This is a genomic window from Sporosarcina sp. FSL K6-1540, from assembly GCF_038620285.1.
Classification (GTDB): domain Bacteria; phylum Bacillota; class Bacilli; order Bacillales_A; family Planococcaceae; genus Sporosarcina; species Sporosarcina psychrophila.
On sequence record NZ_CP152018.1, the window covers coordinates 4,206,833 to 4,227,774 of the forward strand.

Annotated in this window: 20 protein-coding genes; 2 read left to right on the plus strand and 18 right to left on the minus strand. The window is 39.0% G+C overall.

What is annotated here, in order from left to right:
- Positions 1-103: 103 nt before the first annotated feature.
- On the plus strand, positions 104-1,450 hold the full coding sequence (locus MKY15_RS20045) for an MATE family efflux transporter (protein ID WP_342538395.1): 1,347 nt from the start codon (positions 104-106) through the stop codon (positions 1,448-1,450).
- A 40-nt stretch (positions 1,451-1,490) separates the two neighbouring features.
- Here the strand turns inward: MKY15_RS20045 and MKY15_RS20050 are convergent, their stop codons facing one another.
- From MKY15_RS20050 to MKY15_RS20110, 13 genes are all read right to left on the minus strand, one after another.
- The gene (locus MKY15_RS20050) at positions 1,491-2,561 is read right to left on the minus strand and encodes a Ger(x)C family spore germination protein (protein ID WP_342538396.1); all 1,071 of its coding nucleotides are present in this window, start codon (positions 2,559-2,561) and stop codon (positions 1,491-1,493) included.
- On the minus strand, positions 2,558-3,577 hold the full coding sequence (locus MKY15_RS20055; protein ID WP_340742164.1) for a GerAB/ArcD/ProY family transporter: 1,020 nt from the start codon (positions 3,575-3,577) through the stop codon (positions 2,558-2,560). Before MKY15_RS20055 ends, MKY15_RS20050 begins: the two co-directional genes overlap by 4 nt.
- Positions 3,574-5,004: a spore germination protein gene (locus MKY15_RS20060; RefSeq protein WP_340742165.1), complete on the minus strand. Its 1,431-nt coding sequence runs from the start codon at positions 5,002-5,004 to the stop codon at positions 3,574-3,576. The genes MKY15_RS20055 and MKY15_RS20060 overlap by 4 nt, the downstream gene beginning before the upstream one ends.
- A gap of 176 nt (positions 5,005-5,180) precedes the next feature.
- The gene (locus MKY15_RS20065; RefSeq protein ID WP_342538398.1) at positions 5,181-6,005 is read right to left on the minus strand and encodes a CAP domain-containing protein; all 825 of its coding nucleotides are present in this window, start codon (positions 6,003-6,005) and stop codon (positions 5,181-5,183) included.
- Positions 6,006-6,151: 146 nt separating this feature from the next.
- Positions 6,152-7,075 carry a GTP-binding protein gene (locus MKY15_RS20070; RefSeq protein ID WP_067209754.1) on the minus strand — a complete coding sequence of 308 codons (924 nt, stop codon included), beginning with the start codon at positions 7,073-7,075 and terminating at the stop codon, positions 6,152-6,154.
- 246 nt (positions 7,076-7,321) lie between these two features.
- Positions 7,322-8,821 (minus strand): S41 family peptidase, encoded by a 1,500-nt coding sequence (locus tag MKY15_RS20075; protein ID WP_338656506.1) that lies wholly within the window; start codon positions 8,819-8,821, stop codon positions 7,322-7,324.
- A gap of 195 nt (positions 8,822-9,016) precedes the next feature.
- Entirely contained in the window at positions 9,017-9,721 is a 705-nt protein-coding gene (gene deoD / locus MKY15_RS20080) for a purine-nucleoside phosphorylase (RefSeq protein ID WP_067213956.1), read from the minus strand.
- 81 nt (positions 9,722-9,802) lie between these two features.
- Positions 9,803-10,024, minus strand: coding sequence for a YozE family protein (locus MKY15_RS20085; RefSeq protein WP_067213957.1), 222 nt, complete (start codon positions 10,022-10,024; stop codon positions 9,803-9,805).
- 30 nt (positions 10,025-10,054) lie between these two features.
- On the minus strand, positions 10,055-10,474 hold the full coding sequence (gene msrB / locus MKY15_RS20090; RefSeq protein ID WP_067209758.1) for a peptide-methionine (R)-S-oxide reductase MsrB: 420 nt from the start codon (positions 10,472-10,474) through the stop codon (positions 10,055-10,057).
- Positions 10,471-11,001, minus strand: a complete 531-nt coding sequence (gene msrA, locus MKY15_RS20095) for a peptide-methionine (S)-S-oxide reductase MsrA (RefSeq protein ID WP_338656503.1) — start codon at positions 10,999-11,001, stop codon at positions 10,471-10,473. The genes msrB and msrA overlap by 4 nt, the downstream gene beginning before the upstream one ends.
- 12 nt (positions 11,002-11,013) lie before the next feature.
- Positions 11,014-11,589, minus strand: coding sequence for a YpmS family protein (locus tag MKY15_RS20100; protein ID WP_187044967.1), 576 nt, complete (start codon positions 11,587-11,589; stop codon positions 11,014-11,016).
- An 11-nt stretch (positions 11,590-11,600) separates the two neighbouring features.
- Entirely contained in the window at positions 11,601-12,416 is an 816-nt protein-coding gene (locus MKY15_RS20105; protein WP_342538400.1) for a GDSL-type esterase/lipase family protein, read from the minus strand.
- Positions 12,417-12,454: 38 nt separating this feature from the next.
- Entirely contained in the window at positions 12,455-13,294 is an 840-nt protein-coding gene (locus MKY15_RS20110; protein ID WP_338656501.1) for a DegV family protein, read from the minus strand.
- A 73-nt stretch (positions 13,295-13,367) separates the two neighbouring features.
- Here MKY15_RS20110 and MKY15_RS20115 point away from each other — a divergent pair, with 73 nt between their 5' ends.
- Positions 13,368-14,003, plus strand: coding sequence for a hemolysin III family protein (locus MKY15_RS20115; protein WP_338656500.1), 636 nt, complete (start codon positions 13,368-13,370; stop codon positions 14,001-14,003).
- Between the two features lie 57 nt (positions 14,004-14,060).
- Here the strand turns inward: MKY15_RS20115 and MKY15_RS20120 are convergent, their stop codons facing one another.
- From MKY15_RS20120 to MKY15_RS20140, 5 genes are all read right to left on the minus strand, one after another.
- Entirely contained in the window at positions 14,061-14,540 is a 480-nt protein-coding gene (locus MKY15_RS20120; RefSeq protein WP_067209774.1) for a dihydrofolate reductase, read from the minus strand.
- A 16-nt stretch (positions 14,541-14,556) separates the two neighbouring features.
- Positions 14,557-15,498, minus strand: a complete 942-nt coding sequence (locus MKY15_RS20125; RefSeq protein ID WP_067209777.1) for a thymidylate synthase — start codon at positions 15,496-15,498, stop codon at positions 14,557-14,559.
- A gap of 280 nt (positions 15,499-15,778) precedes the next feature.
- Complete coding sequence (locus MKY15_RS20130) at positions 15,779-18,007, minus strand: YcdB/YcdC domain-containing protein (RefSeq protein WP_342538401.1); 2,229 nt, start codon at positions 18,005-18,007, stop codon at positions 15,779-15,781.
- 1,509 nt (positions 18,008-19,516) lie between these two features.
- On the minus strand, positions 19,517-19,933 hold the full coding sequence (locus MKY15_RS20135; RefSeq protein ID WP_067209810.1) for a VOC family protein: 417 nt from the start codon (positions 19,931-19,933) through the stop codon (positions 19,517-19,519).
- Positions 19,934-20,321: 388 nt separating this feature from the next.
- On the minus strand, positions 20,322-20,879 hold the full coding sequence (locus MKY15_RS20140; protein ID WP_187044974.1) for a cysteine hydrolase family protein: 558 nt from the start codon (positions 20,877-20,879) through the stop codon (positions 20,322-20,324).
- Positions 20,880-20,942 lie beyond the last annotated feature (63 nt).

The window sequence follows — 20,942 nt, forward strand, 5'->3', positions numbered from 1 at the left end:
TCTATATTAAGAAATATATTGTAACTTAACTTTACCTCATTGCCATTATAGCAAAGGAGTCATGATATAATGATGTTTAATTGAAGAATAAAGGGTGATTTATTTGGAAACTGCAGTTCCACTGAAGAAAAAGCCGTTCAGATTGGCAACAATCGTCTTGCCAATCCTCGTTACACAAGTCGCTCTGTATATGATGACGTTCTTCGATATTCTTATGACAGGGCGATATGATACATACCATCTTGCCGGAGTTACTATTGGATCTTCTTTCTGGGTACCAGTTTATACTGGGCTTGCTGGAATTTTAATGGGGCTTACACCGATCATCGCTCAATACATCGGAGCACGCCTCCACGCGGAAGTCCGGCCTTCCGTTCAACAAGGCCTTTACGTATCGGTCGCACTGGCTGCAATCGTCTTTGCCTTTATTCTATTCGCAGTTGCACCTATACTAGAAGCAATGCCGCTCGAGGCTGAAGTACGCATTGTAGCAGCGGACTATTTGACAGGAATGAGTTTCGGCCTATTTCCCCTCTTTGCCTACACAGTGCTACGCTCATTTTTTGATGCGCTTGGAGCGACACGCGTTTCGATGTTCATCATTTTATTATCTGCCCCTATTAACATCTTCATAAACTATTTGCTTATTTACGGGAATTGGGGCTTTCCTGAACTTGGCGGAGCTGGGGCCGGATATGCATCCGGTATAACGTATTGGCTCGTATTCTTCATTGCTTGTTCTGTCGCGTGGAAGCATAAGCCCTTTAAGGAATACGCACTTTTCAAAGGATGGGAAAAGATTTCATTTAAAAAATGGAAAGTGATTTTATTCATTGGTGTGCCAATCGGGATTTCAATTTTTGTAGAGACAAGTATCTTTTCCGCCGTCACACTGATGATGAGTAACTATTCAACGGCTGTAATTTCCGCACACCAGATTGCGCTTAACTTCACTTCGTTGTTGTATATGTTGCCGCTAAGCATTTCGATGGGGGCGACAATACTTGTCGGTCAGGCCGTCGGTGCAGGACAGATGCGCGATGCTAAACAGTACAGTTATCTTGGTGTCGGGCTTGCCGTTGCGTTTAGCTTTGTGTCAATTGCTATTCTTCTCGTTTTCAGGGCGCCAATTGCTTCGCTTTATACAACAGACGGACAGATTATCGGATTGGCAACTCAGTTCTTCATCTACGCTGCACTGTTCCAATTATCTGATGCAATTCAGGCTCCGGTCCAAGGCGCCTTACGAGGCTATAAGGACGTCAATATGACATTCGTCATGGCGATTGTCTCCTATTGGGTCCTTGGTTTACCCATTGGTTATATGATGGCAACGTTTACTGAACTCGGACCATATGGCTACTGGGTTGGCCTTATTGCCGGATTGACAGTTGGCGCGATTACACTGACTGTACGGTTAATCTATATTCAGAAAAAGAAATTTATATAAACACTAAAACCCGTAATGCAGTATGCATTGCGGGTTTTCACTAATTTAATATACCGGTTCTTAAAATCTCAGTTTTCACCTTGACACTAATGGGCAGTTCGGAAAATGTGTCATTCCAATCCCCCTTTTCCCAAAGCGCGGGATGGAATGCACGGACTGGTCGGCCGAACCCTATAGCATCACTTTTAGCTGCTTGTAGTTTTTTAATCACTTTAGTAAAATCCTTTGTTAATTCCTTTGATAAGAAATCCTCAACTTCCTTTATTGTTTTCTTTTCATCTAGACTGTCATGCGGAAATTCCTCAACGGAAATTTTTAATTCATAGGTCGCATCGATCTTGTTATCTGAAATTTCCCAGTCCTTATTAATTCTTATCACCTCAACTGTAAGTGGACTCTCTGCCTTACCACTTTTCCACATATAAGAAAGCCGTGTATATTTGCCCTGTTTATTTCTTAACAAATTGAAAAGGACCGATTCCTCTTTATCTAAATTTTCTCCAGTATATTCCCTTTTATTAAACAACGCAGTACCGGCAATTTCGGGTATACCGCTTTCTTTCCCAATTTTAATATAGGGAAGTGCCAGAGATATATCTTTTTCAAAAAGTAGTCTACATACTTGTTGAATATCCACTTTAGGGACCAATGTATATCGGACCGCAGTATCAATCAGCTCTGAGTAATACATTGAAATATCATTCCCTAGATTCTCGTGCTGTTCAAAATAGGGAGCCAGTTCCCCTTCGACAATTGCCAAATGAGCGCTAAGTCGATTGCGTGGAGCTCTGTATAACGCATCGATATACTTATATAAGTCAGATTTGGCTGATTCCTCCGTTATAAGCAACACTTGAAGTTCAGCTATATCGAGCCCTTCCGTCGTATTCGTGTCGTTTTTCGCGTCAAGAACAGTGGCACCACTTCCTGTGATTGTTGTATAACTTATAGACCCATCTTCAAATATCGGAAACGCAAATTGCGCCTTGATCTTCCCCGGCTGACCTTCAACCCCAAAAAGAGATACATTGGTTACATCCTTATAATGTTTTTCATCCCAGCAGCCGCTTAATAACAATGAACAGACCAATAGGATTAGTAATCTCTTCATTTCCTTTTCCTCCTGTTCACGAGTATGACTATAGTTGGAACAACAATTATGAAAAACAAATGGAAATAGACGAGTGAATTTTGAATCATATCAACACGTTCTTTCGAATTTAAGAACAGCGGTAATATGACGAGCAGGATATGAAAAATAATCGTATTTCTTTTCCGGTGACCTTTCGCATGCAGCTGATGCACGTACATTGTAGTAAAGGCAAAAAGGGATATCGTGATGATACTCCACATCATCCACATATAAATGAAAAATAAATCAAGCCGTTCTACAAACGAGAAAGTTTGCGATTTCAAAATATACATGATTGGCTCAGGAATCCTTTCTATTTCCTTTAGTGGGAAATAGAGAAGGGTTATCAAGACCGTACTGAAAAAAAAGAACATCCATAGCATTTGATATATGAACAGTGGTAAGCCTTTAATTTTTTGTGTGCTATCTACATGCTTCCTAAAAAATAAAAACAGTTCAATACCAATGAATGTAAACTGCGAAGCGAGAATCCCTTTTAACAAATCTGAACCGTCTATTTTAGCTACAGGGAATAAATTCGTCCATACGAATTCTGGCCATGCGAGTAACAAGACAAAGTAAAAGATCGGTATCAGTGGGACGAGGATGACTGTTAGATTAATGACGGTTTCGGAACGACTTAAGTTTGCATACAACGATACGCCTACCATGATTGAAATGACGACAATCTGGGGTGTTTCAGGGAATGCCCATACCGCAAGCGTATAATCAATATAAGCAATGAAGGAGACGATAATAAGGAGCCAATAGCCTTTATATAGCCAAGATACAATCGGACCTGGCGTGAAGAATATATAATTCCTTTCATATAACAACAACAAAACATAATGAAAAATGCCTACTCCGATGAAAATAATCCATGCATCACGCCCTGTTACATTGATGAATGGCGTTTGAAAGGATAGAAAAACAGTGCCTGTTTGTATAACAAACAGAAATAAAAAAAACTGGGTTCTTGACAATTTAAACGTCAACGTCCACCACCTTCTTTATTTGCACCATGCGTAAACGTTTTCTGTTGTTTTTTAAGACGAACATATGGTGACCTGAAGAAAGCATCTTTAAATTTCGACGGATCAAAAGGAACGATAGGCGTAAAATAGGGCTGTTTCAATGATGATACATTCATCAGATGGATGAAAAGCACAAGTGTACCAATTGCTATGCCGAAGAAGCCAAACAGCGAAGCGGCAAGCATAAATGGAAAACGAATAATTCGGATTGTCATATTCATTTCCCAAGAGGGAATGACAAAACTCGAAATGGCTGTCATCGCCACGACGATTACCATGAAATTCGATACGAGACCAGCATCAACAATTGCATTACCAATAACCAGACCACCGACAATCCCTATCGTTTGCCCAATTGGGGTGGGGAGACGGATAGCTGACTCCCGAATGAGCTCGATAAACAATTCTAAAATGAGCGCTTCATAAATAGGTCGATACGGAATTGCATTCACCGCTAGCTTCACTTGTTTACCTAATTCCAGTGGAATGATTTCAGAATGAAAACCGATGACAGCTATATAAAATGCAGGTAAAAAAATGGCCGTCACAAAACTTAATATGCGAAGAATCCGATAAAATGAACCCACTAGAACACGTGCATTATAATCATCTGGAGACTCATAAAAGGAAAAAAAATTGACCGGTGCTATCAGTGCGGTTGGAGAATTGTTCGAAAAAATCGCTATTTTCCCTTCCAGCAAATTTGCAACAACACGATCAGGTCGTTCCGTATTGAGAAATTGTGGAAACGGCGACCAAACGGAATCTTCTAAGTAATCCTCTATTTGACCTGTACTAATAACTTTATCCGACTTAATGTTCTCCAATCGTCTTTTCACATCGGCAACGACATTTTCATCCGCTATTGAGTCAATATATATATAATTAACAAGGGTTTGAGTATCATTCCCGATCCTCAGTGAATGGACGACGAGATCTGGAATCGCAAGCCGTTTGCGAATCAAGGACATATTTGCATCAAATCCCTCGACGAACCCTTCGTGCGGACCGCGGATAACATGTTCATTTTCCGGTTCGTTAGGGCTGCGAACAGTAAACTTCGGCATCATGATTTGCAATAACAAATTTGTTTCAGGAAAAATAACGGCTACGAAACCTGAACTAATACTATGGGTAAGCATAGAAACGGAAAAAGCATGAACAGACGAGATTGCAGTTTTTCCCCAATCGGCAAGTCCGTCCGCTGCCCTTTTCCTGATTAGTTCAAGCTGTCGGTTCACTTCTGCCCCTTCAGTCATTGTAGTGAAATAACAAATGACAGCTGGACCATTCTGCCACTCCATTTCTTCAACATATAAATCGGAAGAATTATGAAATACCTTTTTTATGTATAAAATCAAACTGTCAGTCGATACAATGTCCCCCATCATGCTCACCTCCTAAGAAGAGTTTGAGCATGCCAGAAAACTTTTAAACATTTACTTGGAGAAATCCGTTTATAAGTACGACGGTTTAAGACAGTATGTACACGAAAAAATAGCAGAAAAAAAGCTATCTTCCAAACCGAATGAGTATCAGTCTGGAGGATAGCTTTTAACTTCTCTTATTTTTGAATGAACTGTTGTGTCCAGTAGTTGCCGTTTTTGTCATAGCCGATGCCGATGTGTGTGAATCCAGGCGTTAAGATATTTTGTCTATGTCCTGGCGATTCCATCCATCCTTTTACAACTTCCTCAGCCGTACGTTGCCCCATAGCAATATTTTCCGCTGCCGATTTATACGTTATACCATTAGACTTCATTTGATCAAACGGTGAGCCGTATGTCGGGCTTGTATGTGAAAAGTATCCTTTTGAAGCCATATCTGTTGATTTTTGTCGTGCAGAGTTCATCAACTTCGCATCTGTTTGTAACGGTTGAAGACCTGCTTTTTGTCTTTCAACATTTGTAAGGTCAAGTACTGCTTTTTCAATCGCAGTAACAGATGCATCTGATGTTGTTTCAGCAGGTTTAACTGGTGCTACTTCCGCAGGTTTTTCCGGTGCTGGCTTAACCGGTGGAGTTGCTTCCGGTTTTGGTGTCGGTACTGGCTTAGTCGTAGCTGGTTTTTCTACCGGCTTGACTGTAACTGGCTTATTCACCGGTTTCTTGATTGGGTTGACTGTAACTGGCTTATTTACCTGTTTGTCAACAACCACTATATTTTTTGTATAAGACTTCGCTAAACTGTAAAGTTGCTCAAAATTTATATTTTTTTCAAGCAATACTTTATACATATCGGGTTGTTTGTCCCCCCCTATGTAACTTTGAATGTACTGTTGTGCTTTTTGCACCTGTACATTGTTGTCCAATTGTGAAGCTTCTACATTATTGTTGTTCGGCAGTAAGAGCGCCGAACCGAGCATGAGTACTGCAATCGATTTTTTCATCTCATTACTCCTCCCTTCGCAATCTATCATAACGCGTGGGAGATTTAGAATATCGGGTTTCTTTTCCAGTTCATCCAGTTCTTAAATAAATACACTAGCAAAGGACCTCATATTCTATGGAAATGGATAAGTCTGGTCAACTATCTTTAATTTTCATCTAAAAAGGGGTTGACGGCCTTATAATTCAACGTTTCGATCCCTTCCCCGATGATTACAATACGGGCTTCCATCTTGACATATTCGGGGAGCCAGTTGACCATCCCATACGCATATTGAAATAAAAACGGATTTTTATAACCGCTAATAGGTACATAACCTTTCATCCGATAAACTGTATCAGGAAGGGATTTCACCCAATTCTCGAAATCTTCTTTCGTAACACTCTCAGTGAATGTAAGGAGTTTTGAAGAAAGCGGTAAGCCTTTTCCTGATATGATTTGCTTATCAGTCCCTTTTTTCGATGAACTTAAGGTTTTCTCAATGAAGGAGAATGCAACTTTTGCGCCCACCGTTTGTATAATTGGAGCAGATTCATTGAAACTCGATAGTTCAAATGTTACTTTCGCTACTTCCTCTTCAGTTAGAAGATCGACTTTATTCGCCAGTAGTAAATGAGCATGCCGAATTTGCTCCATGAATAAAGCGCGTACTTGCGGAGATAGCTTATCGCGTTCCAGCCAACGCTTCGAATCGGCAACCGTTACAATTCCTTTTATGTTAAGCCGGTCTGCGAATAAAGGTGAGTAAATAGCGTCTAGTGCTTCCACTGGGTGTGCAGCACCCGTTGTTTCTATTAAGATGACATCGATATCATCGTTTTCTTCAAGCAGTCCCTGAAGCTGTGCCTCTGTTTTCTCTGAACCTGTACAACAGATACATCCATCTAGCAGTTCTTTAAGCGGAACTTCAGCTCCCCCTTCTACAGTATTTGAATCGAAAGGCAATGCTCCAAATTCATTCATTAATACAGCCGGTTTTTTTCCTTGTTCTTTCAATTGTGCAATTGTATGAAGTAACAGTGACGTTTTACCGCTTCCTAGAAAACCACTAAATAAGTAAACATCAATCATATGGACGCCTCTTTTCATTTTATTAGAAAAAGTCATAGCATCCTATCGGATTAGAACACGATGGACTAGATGGGTTGAAATAAAGAATTCCCTTGAATCCGCTTCAGCGCGAGGGGGTGTCTCTCGCCCTAAAACTAGCTAGATTAGCACTATCTTAGGGCTGGGCTCCCCATGAAAAACCCTTCGTTCAGCTTATATAGACATTTAAAAAAGCGTCCGGCCGGATTAGGTCTGGACGCTTTTTAGTTATTTCCCTACTTTTTCAAGCAGAACTTCTTTTGCTTTCATAAGCTGTGGATCGTCTTCTTGAATTTTCGTCCGAAGTTTTTCCATCAGACCGTAAGTTGTTTCTCCTAAGAGAATACCGCTCGTGTCCAGCGCTAAATCTTTTTGCAACTTTTTGACAGCCTGAGTTGTTTGTTCATCAAACATGCCATCAATTTCACCTGGTTCATACCCAACGGCTTTAAGCATTTCTTCCGCTGATTTAATGGAAGGTGAAAGCATGCCCACTTTCATTTCTATTGTTGGATCAAGAAACGGAAGCATTGCATAAGATGGATACGGCACTTCAATATCGGGCTTAATTCCTTCTTTATGAACCCAATTGCCATCAGGCGTCAGCCATTTTGCTGTAGTTAATTTTAAATTCGAGCCGTCAGGAAGATTTTTAGGTGATTGAACTGTTCCTTTACCGAATGTTTTCACACCAATAAGTGGCACATTGGCAGATTCTTTTAACGCACCTGCCAGTATTTCTGATGCCGAGGCACTACCGTCATCGATGACGAGCGTAACCGGAACTCCTATTTTTCTTTTTCCAGAGGCTGTAAAAATTTCTGGTTGTATACCTTTTTCTTTATACTGGAAAATGTTCTTTCCATTTTCCAAAAACAGATCGGATATTTTGATGGCTATGTCGAGTCTACCGCCTGGATTTTGGCGTACATCGACAACTAACCCTTTCATTCCTTTAGCTTCCATCTCATCAAGGGCAACAAGCAACTCATCGTATGTTCCTTCCGAGAAGCTTGTGAGGTGAATATGTGCAATTCCATCGTCAAGCATTTCAGCATAGACTGTTTCAATCGGTATAACGTCACGTTTGATTTTTACGTCTACTGGCTCAACTGCTTCTCCACGTTTAATGCTTAAAGTGACAGTTGTCCCTTTTTCTCCTCTAATTAGAAGAACCGCTTCTGATGATGACATTCCCTGTATACTTTCACCATCGACCGCAATGATGGTATCGTTCGGTAATATCCCTGCGCGTTCTGCGGGTGAATTTTTGATTGGAGAAACAACGTTGATGTATCCGTTTTTCTCTTGAATTTCAGCACCAATTCCTTCGAAACTTGACGAAATACTCTCGTTTAATTGTCGAGCTTCCTTCTGATTTAAATAATCGGAATACGGATCTCCTAGTGCATCAATCATCCCATTGATGGCACCATCGATGACAGCTGTTTCATCGATATCTTCGAAGTAATTCCCTTTCATTTCATCATAGGCATTATATAACTTTTCAAATTCTTTTCGGTCCTTTAGCGATTGCTTTTGTGGACTCACAACTTCGACAACTTTATCATCACCTGTTGTTAACACGAAAAACGTTATAGCGGCAGTGGCCAGTACAAGTCCGAATACAAGCATGACAAAAGAGAACGGTTTTAATTTTATATATCGGTTTGCCGGCGGTTGACTATTTGGTTCAATTTCTTGTCCGTGGCCATTATTCTCTTCCATCCCATTCCCCACTCTCTACTATTAATACAAAATTCAATTCAATCTTATCCAGCAGTAATGGCTTAGTGGCCCAACATCCTATGGACCTCCGAGCGGCTAGCGCCTGGAGCTAGATACTATTCTAAGTCAAAAAAACGTATACTTTCTTACCTGCTAAAAAAGGACCGCTGTATAGTGGGCGGTCCTACTTCACGCTTATTCCTGAATTGCTGCTTCGAGCGCCACTTCAATCATGTCGTTGAATGTTGTTTGGCGCTCTTCTGATGATGTCGCCTCACCTGTTAAGAGGTGATCGCTCACAGTAAGAATTGCCAGTGCTTGGCGGCCAAATTTCGCAGCAAGTGTATACAAAGCTGCAGCTTCCATTTCAACAGCTAGGACGCCATACTGAGCCCATTTTTCATGTTGTGCATATTCATTATAGAAAACGTCTTCTGTAAATACATTTCCGACCTTCAAATCAAGCCCCTTTTTAAGCCCAGCATTATACGATTTCAAAAGAAGATCGAAGTTTGCAGTCGGTGCATAGCTGATACCATTGAATATGATTTCGTTCATTTTAGAATCGGTCGAAGCACTTTGTGCGAGAATAACGTCACGTACATGAACGTCTTTCTGAATCGCACCACAAGTTCCGACACGGATTAGTTTTTGCACGTCGTATTCTTGCATCAATTCCGTTACATAAATAGAAATGGATGGAACACCCATACCTGTCCCTTGAACAGAAATTCGTTTTCCTTTGTATGTTCCCGTATAGCCGAACATATTCCGGACTTCGTTATATAGTGTTACATCTTCCAGAAATGTTTCGGCAATGTATTTTGCACGAAGCGGGTCGCCTGGAAGTAAAATCGTATCCGCGATGTCACCTTTTTTTGCATTGATATGTATACTCATACTAAATAGCCTCGCTTTCAAATTTTCTTTTTTAATCATACATTCAACTAATCCATTATGCAAAGAAGATGCAGGTGCAACTTATAAAAATCTCTCTTCATATAATAGAAACAATTCATCGAAAACGACGGATGGCATTTTAGCATCCGCCTTTTCTTCGATATATCGCGATAATGGGTCAAAAGATTTTTCTTCTTTTGGAAAACTCGAATCCTTAAACATATATTCCGCAAACGTTGATTTTAAATCATCCATCGCCCCACCACGGAAGGATAGGGCGAATCGATAAAAGGACCGATCCATCCGTTCATCTCCCTTCTCAGCTTCAATCAATTAAAATAGTTTCGAGTACTCTCCGAAGCCTTCTTTTTCAAGGTTGTCAATGGATACAAAGCGGAGTGCAGCTGAATTGATGCAATAACGCAATCCGTCTTCACCCGGTCCATCCGGAAATACATGACCGAGATGTGAATCCGCGGTTTTACTGCGCACTTCTACTCGTTTCATGCCGTGGGTTATGTCTGTTTTTTCTATTACTTCCATTGATTCAATCGGTTTCGTAAAGCTTGGCCATCCACAACCAGCATCATATTTATCTTTTGAACTAAAAAGTGGTTTTCCTGAAACGATATCGACATAAATCCCATCTTCATAATGGCTGTCGAATTCATTTCGAAACGGTGGTTCAGTCCCATTTTCCTGTGTGACGTGGTACTGTATTTCGGTTAATTTCTTCTTCAATTCTTCTGTCATGATTCTTCACCCCAGTTGTCAGATTTGAATCGTTCACGGCCAGAGCCAGTTGCATATCTATTATAATGTGTCGGGTTTTTCATGTAATAATCTTGATGTCCTTCTTCAGCCACGTAAAATGGCTTCGCAGGTATAATATCCGTTGCGATGGGTTTGTCAAACTTTCCAGAAGCATCTAGTTCAGCCTTTGTTTGCTCAGCGAGTTGTAGTTGTTCGGGTGTATGATAAAAAATGGCTGTCTGATAGGATTCACCCCGGTCAAAAAACTGGCCACCCGAATCAGTTGGGTCAATCTGTCTCCAAAAGATGTCAATCAGTTCGCGATAGGAAATAACTTCATCATCAAAAGTAATTTGAATTGCTTCACGATGACCGGTCACATTCGTACAAACCAATTCATAAGACGGATTTTCGACATCGCCGCCCGTATAGCCAGAAATGACTGATTGGACACCTTCATATCGGTCAAACGGTTTCACCATACACCAAAAACAACCTCCTGCAAATGTGGCCAATGCTTTCGCCATTGTAAAACCTCCCTATTCTTTTGGAATTATAATTTCCAAGATAATCTCATCATCCGCCAAGTTAAATGTTTTTGCTTTTACTTGTAAATCACCTGATAACGGGATTGCTGAGAGATCGATGAACAGTTCTTCCTCCTTAGGACGAACAATCATCCAAGGGGGAAGCTTCACAGAATCCCTTAGTACTTTTAAAACAGTCGCAGGCGGGATGTTCAATTGTCCGATTTCCATCGACGATTGTTTTAATATTAGATTACCGTCTTCTCTAACAATTGGGTCAAAATGCATAATAACTGGCAATGTATAGGAAAACACCGTCATTTCTGAAAACAAGACCACATCATCTTCAACTTTCATCGTTACCGGAAGCGGCTCACCTTTTACTGCTTTTCGTATAAATGTGTTTGCAATACCTTCAAAATCTTCTTTCGTCGCCCTCACTGTTAAAACATGGTCCGCTTGATTCGAAACTTTCATTTCAGGAAGCGGAACCGACTCGGCGGAAGATCCAATAAGTATTATAACAGCTGCAAATGCTGCCGCAATAAGTCCTGCAAGTACAAAAAAACTAATTTTCCATCGATTCATGCGATCAGCTCCTACATTTCCAATTCCCCGTCCGATAATTTTTGCAAGTCACATTCTTTCAGCTTTTCAAGGTAACGTTCCGCCATTGAGTCATAGCCCTTTGCATTCGGATGAAAGAAATCGGTGTGGTACACCATGTCCGTATTTGAATCGAACAAGTCTACAACTGGGACAAAGCACGACCTTCCGTCCATCATGGCACGAACTTCAATCGCTTCATTCCAGTCAGTAATAATATCTTCAAATTCATTTGTTTCATCCGTCACAATTGAAAACGGATTATAAAGACCTGCTACAATAATGATCGCATCGCCGTTCAAGTCTCGGATAATACTAAATAATTCATCGAGCCTGTTTTCAAACTTACCGAGTTCAACGTAAAATGGTTCCGTCTGCAAATTGAATAGATTGGACTTAACGACTTTCATAATATCATTTCCGCCAATTGTCAAAAAGATTAAATCTGCCGTTTTCACAGAAGATTGAACTTCAGGGTCTACCAGTTTGTCGATGAGCTGGTCACTTCTTCGACCCCGCTTTGCCAAATTGGCCGCATCGACATCCTTAACCCCTTTCCATTCATCCATCTTGTTAGTTACTCGGCCAAAATAACCTTCTTTTTTCAGCTCATCCCCGACACCCTGGGTCAGTGAATCACCTAAACCAATCACATGGATATTTTTTGGAATGAAGTACCCTGGGATTGCCCACTCAGTAAATGCAATCTCTTGTCGATCAGAAAATGCACCTGTTTTTTCGATTAGCGTTTGTTGACAGCCGGACAAAAATAATGAGAAGGCGACCACAATCAGAAATACTCTTCTCATACGTAGAGTTCCCCTTTTCTTCAATAAAGAATCATTTATTAATCTGCGTAATACATAAAACCTATCGCTCCCTCACCAGTATGCGTACTGATGATTGGAGCAGTAAATGTAAGTTTCACATCTTTTATGCCCGAGTCTTGTATCATTTTCTTCAATGGTTCACCCATTTTTAAACCATTGGCGTGTGAAATGCCGACTCCTCGAATAATCTTGCCAGCAGTCTCTTCTTTGAAAACTTTGAATAGATGGGCTACAACTTGTTTGTGACTGCGTGCTTTTGCGACGGGTGTATAGACGCCATCCTGCAAAGTCGCAATCGGTTTTATATTCAACAAGGAACCAATCATTGCTTTCCCTTTTCCGATACGGCCGCCTTTCACCAGATTATCAAGTGAATCGACAACAACGAAAAGCGTTGTATTATTACGGATTGAGTTCAACCGTTCAACGATCTCAGTAACTGACTTTCCTTGCTCGGCCAATTTCGCCGCTTCCATTACCTGAAACATCAACGCATGTGAGATGAACATCGAATCAATGACAGTAACTTTGGAATCCGTCATTTCAGCGGCTGCCTGGGCAGATTTCACAGTACCACTCATGCCACCAGTCATATGTATGGAGATGATTTCACTGCCATCCTCACCCAGCTTGTCATATAACTCCTTGAAAACACCTGCTGCCGGTTGGGAGCTTTTAGGCAATTCCTCAGAACTTCTCATCATAGTTAGAAATTCTTCGGGTTGTATATCTACACCATCGATATACGTTTTGCCATCAATTTGGATGGTTAGTGGAACAACATGTAGGGCATATTTTAGAATGTCCTCTTCTTTTAAATCGGCAGTTGAATCCGTGACGATATGGACTTTTTTCATAATGCGCACTCCCCTCGATTAGTAGCAGTTCTCAATAAATTTTAGTATAGTAAAAGGTAAGGAGGTTAAAATCATGACTGTTGCATTTGATTTTAAAAATGGACGAGAAGAGTTGTGGAATGCGATCACACACGGTATCGCACTACTTCTCAGTATACCCGCCCTTGTGTTTTTAGTACTTGACGCTGTTCGGCATGGCACAGCGATGCATGTGGTCAGCTACACCATTTTCGGTTTTTCTATGCTTCTCTTATTCCTTATGAGCACACTGTTGCATAGCATGCCAATAAAATTCAAACACTTGTTTTCCATACTGGATCACTCAGCCATCTATATTCTGATTGCAGGAACCTATACGCCGTTTCTCCTTGTCACTGTAAAAGGAGTACTAGGCTGGACACTGCTCAGTATCGTCTGGGGTCTGGCCATTGCAGGTATTCTATTCAAAGTTTTTTTCATTCATCGTTTTGAATTTGTTTCGCTTATCTTTTACATTGTTATGGGCTGGCTTATACTAATAGCCATCAAACCATTATACACCCATTTAACACTCGCTGGATTCGCGCTACTCGTTATAGGCGGTCTATTGTATACGTTTGGTTCGATTTTCTATGCGTGGAGAAAGATCCCGTACAACCATGCAATTTGGCATGTGTTTGTTATTGCGGGCAGTGCCTCAATGTATTTCTGCGTCCTCTTATATACATGAGGACGTTTTTTATTTGTCTTGACTCCAGTGCAAAACCTCTAGTCGCATCCGCTTTAGTTATTCCTTTTCGTACATGAGAAATGAATACGGAATTTCATCTTCTGTACTGTGTTCTTGCGTAGACGATATGAGCTTCCATTCAGGGCCATATGAAGGAAAAAAAGTATCCCCTTCGTATTGTTTTTGAATATACGTAATGTAGAGGCGATCCGCTATTACTAGTGCCGCATGGAATATTTCCGCACCACCGATAATCATCACTTCATCTGCATACTCTTCTGCTCTTGCAATCGCATCATTTAGATTGTGTACGACAACAGCACCCTCAGCTGTATATGCTTCATTTCGTGTAACGATAATGCTAAGCCGCCCAGGTAAAGGTCTACCGATTGACTCAAACGTTTTACGTCCCATTACCATCGCTTTTCCCATAGACACCTTTTTAAAGTAAGCAAGGTCCTCTGGAATATGCCAAGGCAAATCGTTGTTCATACCAATGACCCGGTTCGGATCATGGGCTACAAGTAGTGAAATCATGGAAATCCACCTTTCTTTAGACAGCAATTGGTGCTTTGATTTTTGGATGTGGTTCATAATTTTCAAGTTCGATGTCTTGCGTTTCTAATTCAAAAATCGATTTGCCTTCAATATTCAATTTTAATGTCGGAAGAGTTCGCGGTTCCCGAGTCAATTGCTCATTCACTTGATTGACATGATTCGCGTAAATATGAGCATCCCCCAATGTATGGACGAATTCGCCAACACCAAGTTCGCATTCATGTGCAATCAAATGAACCAGAAGTGCATAGGATGCAATATTAAATGGTACGCCAAGGAAGATGTCCGCACTTCGCTGGTAAAGCTGGCATGATAGCTTTCCATCTGCTACATAAAATTGGAACAACGCATGACACGGTGGCAAAGCCATATCTTCGACTTCAGAAGGGTTCCATGCAGTAACAATATGCCTGCGGGAATCGGGATTGTTTTTGATGCCTTCAATTAAATTGGCAATTTGATCAATCGATTGTTCTCCATTTGACCATGATCGCCACTGTTTACCATATACCGGTCCAAGATCTGCGTATGTCGCAGCAAATTCTTCATCTTCCACTACGCGTTTTTTGAATGCATCCATTTCAACTTTATAGACAGCCGCAAATTCTGGTTCTTTTGCAGCGCGACGTCCGAAGTCTCTCATATCTGGACCACTATATTCGGAACTTGTCACCCATTGTTCAAAAGCCCATTCATCCCAGATAGGATTTCGATCTTCAATAAGCGTTTTGACATTCGTATCGCCTTTTAAGAACCATAACAATTCAGATGAAATAAGACGGAAAGCCGTTTTTTTCGTTGTCATAAGGGGAAATCCTTCATTTAAATCGAAGCGCATCTGATAACCAAAGACACTGATTGTCCCTGTCCCTGTGCGATCTTCTTTTTTTTCACCTGTTTCAAGAACGTGTTTACATAATTCTAAATACTGTTTCATTAAAAAGCCTCCTTGCGCTAGTGTTCAGTATATCAAATATGATCTAGCTATCATAATAAAAAACACAGCGCTGGCGTGGTTATTCTAAATAACCATGTCAGAACTGTGTTTTTCGTCCTTGATAACGAGAAGACTCTTGGATTACCCCATTGTTCATTACACTTATATGAATATTTACTCAAGTAAACTTCTAGCACAAACTAAACCCCTTTACCATTTGAGAACTCCAATGGTAAAGGGGTTATAAAAAATCACATTGCGAGGCCTAGATGGCTATATTTTAATAACCCAAGCCTCTGCCTTTTTCAGTCATTTTGTGAGCAAGACGAATAATTGAAACTGCCAATTCTGCGTATGTCGCTTCTCTATCAGGATTAAATTGATTTTGTTCTGTCTTTAACAACCCTAATGAGTTCGCCAAGGCAACATGACCAATGTATTCTGTTTGGACTTTATTTGCATCAGCAAAACTAAGTTTATAAATACTATTATCTTTAGCTGCTTGTTCAAGTCCTAGAACGCGTATATACCAAGCTGCTAATTCATCCCTTTTGATTGGAGAATCAAGTGAAAAACTTTGACTATCCGGCTTAATAATGCCCATTTCAACTGCTCGTTCAATCGATTGATATAACGGATGTTTCGGGTCTATATTCTCAAAAGTTTGGTTTTTGTTTTCTTTTTCAGAATAATAACCACCGTAATAAATATAAGTGAGTGAATTCATGATGACTTTTAGTGCTTCTCCTTTTGATACTGAGGCATCCCCATTAAAATCTTTACTATCTTTTATCTCTAAGACTTTAGCATTGATAAGATAATTAAGTTCCTCTTCTGCCCAAGGATGTGAAATAACAGATGAATTTTTCTCACCAAACAGACTATTCCATTCTCCCGTGTTGGCATTTAAATAACTAAACGGATTTTCGTTAAATACAGGTAAATATACTAAATCATAATGATTTTCGTCTTCACTTTTCTCTTGTTTCATATAGGTAAGTTTTAGACTAAGTGCCTTTTTCAATAGAACTATTGCTTCTTCCTCAGAAATCACTTTATTAATCGTTGGCCATTGTTCAACTTCTTGATAATTGACATTAATGCTATTTAAGGAGCCATCAGCTGCTATGCCAACATTAATTTGATCACCTATCACAACAATGCCATTCTTAATTCTAGGGAAATTGAATTGATAGGCACCTAGTCTCTCTTCAAAATAGGGTTCTTCTACAGGCATAGCATAGTTGTGCAGAGAGGAAGGAGCCCATTCTTTCACATATTTTACTGCTTGCGCAAGGGCTTCCTTACTAGAAAGTGAGTCCTTTTTAGGTTTCTCTCCAATTTGCTCTAAAATCTGGCTTGTTATATCATTATATTGAATAATTTCTCCGGTATTTTTACTTATTTCCATACTTGTTCCGTGTCCGCCATTCTCATAATTATACATGTACTGAATACTAATTACTGCCTGTCCATTATAGTTTTCTATCTCATCGATAGATTGAATACTTAATTTAACCTTTTCAGAATTAATTTTAAGGAATTGCTCTGCAATTTTCTTTGCACCCTCTAAAGTCATTCCATCTTGTTTTGGCGGTAGTGGGTTAGCTATAACCTTTACAATCTTTGTCTCCTCAGGTAAATCTGCTGAGTACCCGTTTGCAGTTAACCACTTACCTGAAGAAGCATGAACTCCACGCAACTTTGTTGTTGGTTGGTAAACAAGTTGAACACTGCGATCACCCGTTTGATAATCATGATTAATTTGATATTGCAAATCGACTGAAAGATTTCCTTTTACTTTCTCTAAAGTTTCATTTTTATCTTTTATTTGTTTTATATCATCATAAGTTGATGAGTCCAACTTCTTAGAATCTCTGTAAAAATTAACGACTTCACCATTTCCAAGAACAGATACTTCTATTCTTTGATCAGAAATGGATATTTGATTTTTAGTACGAGAAAATGAGAATGAGTACCGAATTGGTTCTGTTAATATTTGTTGTGGAAAGTAGTTGAAGGGATCTGTTTCTAATTGATAATTCTCTCCATCAATAAATTCCCCAACAAAATCAACTGCTATTTTTCTAGCCTCTTCCTTTGAGGTCTTTGCGGGAAATAACGCTTCTGCTTCATTAGACGGTTGATAGTAAAATTGCTCAATTTCTAATTCCTCTCCAACAAATACAACACTACCATATAACTGCTTACCATTAATTGTCTTAGTGAACACTAAATCATAACGTAACTTATCGTCATTAGGATAAAAGTGACTGCCACCCATTTGAAAATCACTTTTCGTTAAGAAGTCAAACCGATTAGGAAAAAACTCATTAAACCTCTTTATTAAATCGTCTTTTGTGAAAACTGTTTCTGTTGAAGCAACCTGAATTTGTACTTTTCCAGGCTGCCCACCCACTGTGGTTGAAGCACCGGCAACAGACGCAAACATTCCAAAAGATAAAGCAGAAGAGCTTAATACAATACCAATTTTCTTTAAATTAACCAATATAACCCTCCTAATATCAGTAGTCCCTAAATCGTACATCTAACTCCATTAATTGTTAATTAATTCCGCATTTCATTTACTCTTTATTAAAATATCCCTACACTTCTTTAAACAGTACCGAAGTTTCAGGAGTAATTAACCATTATTAAAATAATATCTGAACAATTCCCCCCTTTGCGCACAGCTTGTATTAAAATTATTCAATCCTCCATTTCTATTGTTGATTTTAAACAATTAAATTTATTTTATGATTGCTACTAATATAATATACCTATTTTTCCCACCTATTTGACAATTAGAATGACCCAGGTATGCAATAATGTTCTTCTTATTCTTATTTGCGGGATATGATTGGTCCTGGATGTTATATGATCTGTTGGCTACGGGGTATGATTGGTCCCAGTGATATATGATCGGTTAGCTGTGGGGCATGATTGGTCCCAATGTTATATGATCGGTTTGCTGCGGGATGTGATCGACCCCAGTGTTATATGATCTGTTGGCTACGGGGTATGATTGGTCCCAGTGTTATATGATCGGTTGGCTACGAGGTATGATCGGTCCCGGCGTTATATGATCGGTTGGCTGCGGGACGAGATTGTTCATATACTATTCTCGTCAAAAATCAAAAAAACATCGAAGATTTACCAATAAATCTAAAGGCGATAAGAGACTATTTATTAGAAGGTATTGTAATTAATTTTCTACAAGTACTACTCTTATGTAACAGTTCAAGATCATTATTGAACTGTTAGTGGAACTGGTTTTGAGTGCTTAAAGGGGATTGACATCAGAATGTTGAATCATTCTTGTAATGATTTTTCGAGGTTGTGCTAGAAGGCCAGACTATGAAACAGTAGATTAGGTAATAAATATTAAGTATGTTTGCAAAAATTGAAAAAGATGCTTGAGTACAAGATAACCAAATCAGAAAGATCGACTTCCCTGATAAGCAATCGACCTTTTAAGCTTAAATGCTACATGCGTGTAATAGTAGACATCACATCCGTTATGGGAGCTACTGAAGTATTTTTTATTAAGAATTATATCCAAAAGAAATTATAAAAATCAATGAAAATAACGAAAAGATTATTAATAATCCGAAAATTATTATTGTTAGTGCAGCTAACGATTTAGGGATGTTGACACGTTTTTTCCAAATGGAACCTATTATTAATAAGCTTAGAAGCATTATGATTATAAAAATAGAGATAAATACATAACTTTGTTTAATTATAATCCATAGGTCCATTTTACATCTCCTTTGTCTCAAAATTCTTGAATGTCTTTGATCAGGATTAAAAGCCATGATTTCACATCTTGAATAGTCCTACTTCTGTGTCAATAATATTTATGAAATAAGATCTGCTCATCAATAGAAGGAATTTTAGGTGGCTATCTATAATCCCGCGACTAATACTATTTGTTTAACAAAAATATACTCCTCGTCCACCAAATATCCATCACTTTAGATGGAACATACAAATCATTAGATATTGTTTCTACTAATTAAGTTTTCGTAGAATAGCTACAAAGTTCAATTAAAGTTCCATCAGTTGAGGCGGGATTAATATAAATGAGCCTTCTTCCACGTGCGTTAGTACGTAATGTGTCCTCTAGAAAACGAACTCCATTTTCTCTGGACTCGAGTATTGCTTTGTCCAAATCGTCAACTCGATATGCAATATGATGCACTCCTTTTCCCCGTTGCTTTATAAACCTAGCCATTGGAGAGTTCTTGTTGGTTGGTGCGAGTAATTCAATTACTTTATCATTAGTTCTGACAACAGCAACGTGCACTTCAACGCCAGGTGTATCACTTGTATAACGGTCCTCTACTAATCCATTTAACACATTAAGATAAAAGGGAAGAGCATCATCAATACTTCTAACAGCTATTCCAACATGATCTAAAACATATTCCAATTTACTTCCTCCGTTCAATATTATTATCCTTAATAAAGACTTATTCTATTTAAGTTGAATTTATTATCATCCAAGTTTAATATATTTCTATTATAATTATTTGGGCACTAGTTTTAATATAAAATGAAATCCCCTTCTAATCCCACATTTAATTATACTGTATCTTTACTGGAAGAAGTAAAGATACAGTATAATTGTCCGAGTAATGCACTCATTAGTTTAAGTGCACCAATTCACATACTTAGTTGAATTCACTTAGAAGTTACAATTTGTTTCAAACTCATTTTCATTAAAATATCCCGATTCCTTAGTTACTATGCCAAGGAATCGGGATATTAATCTCAATATTTTCAATTACCGGCAAACATTTCCGTATTGCACTCTTAAATTATCTATATGAATCATGACTTGGATGAAACAAGTCTTCCTTTGCATTTCTCACAATTGAAAAGTGTTCAACATTGTAATGACCATGAAGTGTTTCATTATGGTGCTTTATTATTTGTTCTGCACTTAAAAAACCACTGTCTGTTGTTGAATGGGCATCACCAACTAATGTAACATCAAAACCATTAATAGTTGCTGTTCTGACTGCACTATCTATACAGTGTTGTGTTTTACAACCCATAATAACAATATGTTCAACCTCTTGCAATCTTAAATGATTGAGAAGTCCTGTCCCATAGAAGGAGTTAGTTGCAGTCTTATCGAAAAACTTTGTATCAGTAGGCACATTAATTTCATCGTGAACTTGAAACCCTTTACCTTTACCTTCAGCAACATCTAAATCCCTAACAAAGACAACTGGAACATCAGATTCCCATGCTTTTTCGATCAGAAAATTTATATTCCTAATAAGTTGCTCTTTATTAAAAACTGCACTTTCTACTTGATTCCCATCAATTAATTCTTGTTGAGCATCAATAATTAACACTGCTTGATTCAAATGTTTTTCCCCTTTCAAGTGTCAGGTAACGCAATAAAATAAATTTATTTAGACGTATACCTC

What these genes read in the sequence shown, in the direction of transcription:
- MKY15_RS20050 (WP_342538396.1), bottom strand. Translation starts at nt 2,561, where the DNA reads ATGAAGAGATTACTAATCCTATTGGTCTGTTCATTGTTATTAAGCGGC.
- MKY15_RS20060 (WP_340742165.1), bottom strand. Translation starts at nt 5,004, where the DNA reads ATGGGGGACATTGTATCGACTGACAGTTTGATTTTATACATAAAAAAG.
- MKY15_RS20065 (WP_342538398.1), bottom strand. Translation starts at nt 6,005, where the DNA reads ATGAAAAAATCGATTGCAGTACTCATGCTCGGTTCGGCGCTCTTACTG.
- MKY15_RS20070 (WP_067209754.1), bottom strand. Translation starts at nt 7,075, where the DNA reads ATGATTGATGTTTACTTATTTAGTGGTTTTCTAGGAAGCGGTAAAACG.
- MKY15_RS20075 (WP_338656506.1), bottom strand. Translation starts at nt 8,821, where the DNA reads ATGGAAGAGAATAATGGCCACGGACAAGAAATTGAACCAAATAGTCAA.
- deoD (WP_067213956.1), bottom strand. Translation starts at nt 9,721, where the DNA reads ATGAGTATACATATCAATGCAAAAAAAGGTGACATCGCGGATACGATT.
- MKY15_RS20085 (WP_067213957.1), bottom strand. Translation starts at nt 10,024, where the DNA reads ATGGATCGGTCCTTTTATCGATTCGCCCTATCCTTCCGTGGTGGGGCG.
- msrB (WP_067209758.1), bottom strand. Translation starts at nt 10,474, where the DNA reads ATGACAGAAGAATTGAAGAAGAAATTAACCGAAATACAGTACCACGTC.
- msrA (WP_338656503.1), bottom strand. Translation starts at nt 11,001, where the DNA reads ATGGCGAAAGCATTGGCCACATTTGCAGGAGGTTGTTTTTGGTGTATG.
- MKY15_RS20100 (WP_187044967.1), bottom strand. Translation starts at nt 11,589, where the DNA reads ATGAATCGATGGAAAATTAGTTTTTTTGTACTTGCAGGACTTATTGCG.
- MKY15_RS20105 (WP_342538400.1), bottom strand. Translation starts at nt 12,416, where the DNA reads ATGAGAAGAGTATTTCTGATTGTGGTCGCCTTCTCATTATTTTTGTCC.
- MKY15_RS20110 (WP_338656501.1), bottom strand. Translation starts at nt 13,294, where the DNA reads ATGAAAAAAGTCCATATCGTCACGGATTCAACTGCCGATTTAAAAGAA.
- MKY15_RS20115 (WP_338656500.1), top strand. Translation starts at nt 13,368, where the DNA reads ATGACTGTTGCATTTGATTTTAAAAATGGACGAGAAGAGTTGTGGAAT.
- MKY15_RS20120 (WP_067209774.1), bottom strand. Translation starts at nt 14,540, where the DNA reads ATGATTTCACTACTTGTAGCCCATGATCCGAACCGGGTCATTGGTATG.
- MKY15_RS20125 (WP_067209777.1), bottom strand. Translation starts at nt 15,498, where the DNA reads ATGAAACAGTATTTAGAATTATGTAAACACGTTCTTGAAACAGGTGAA.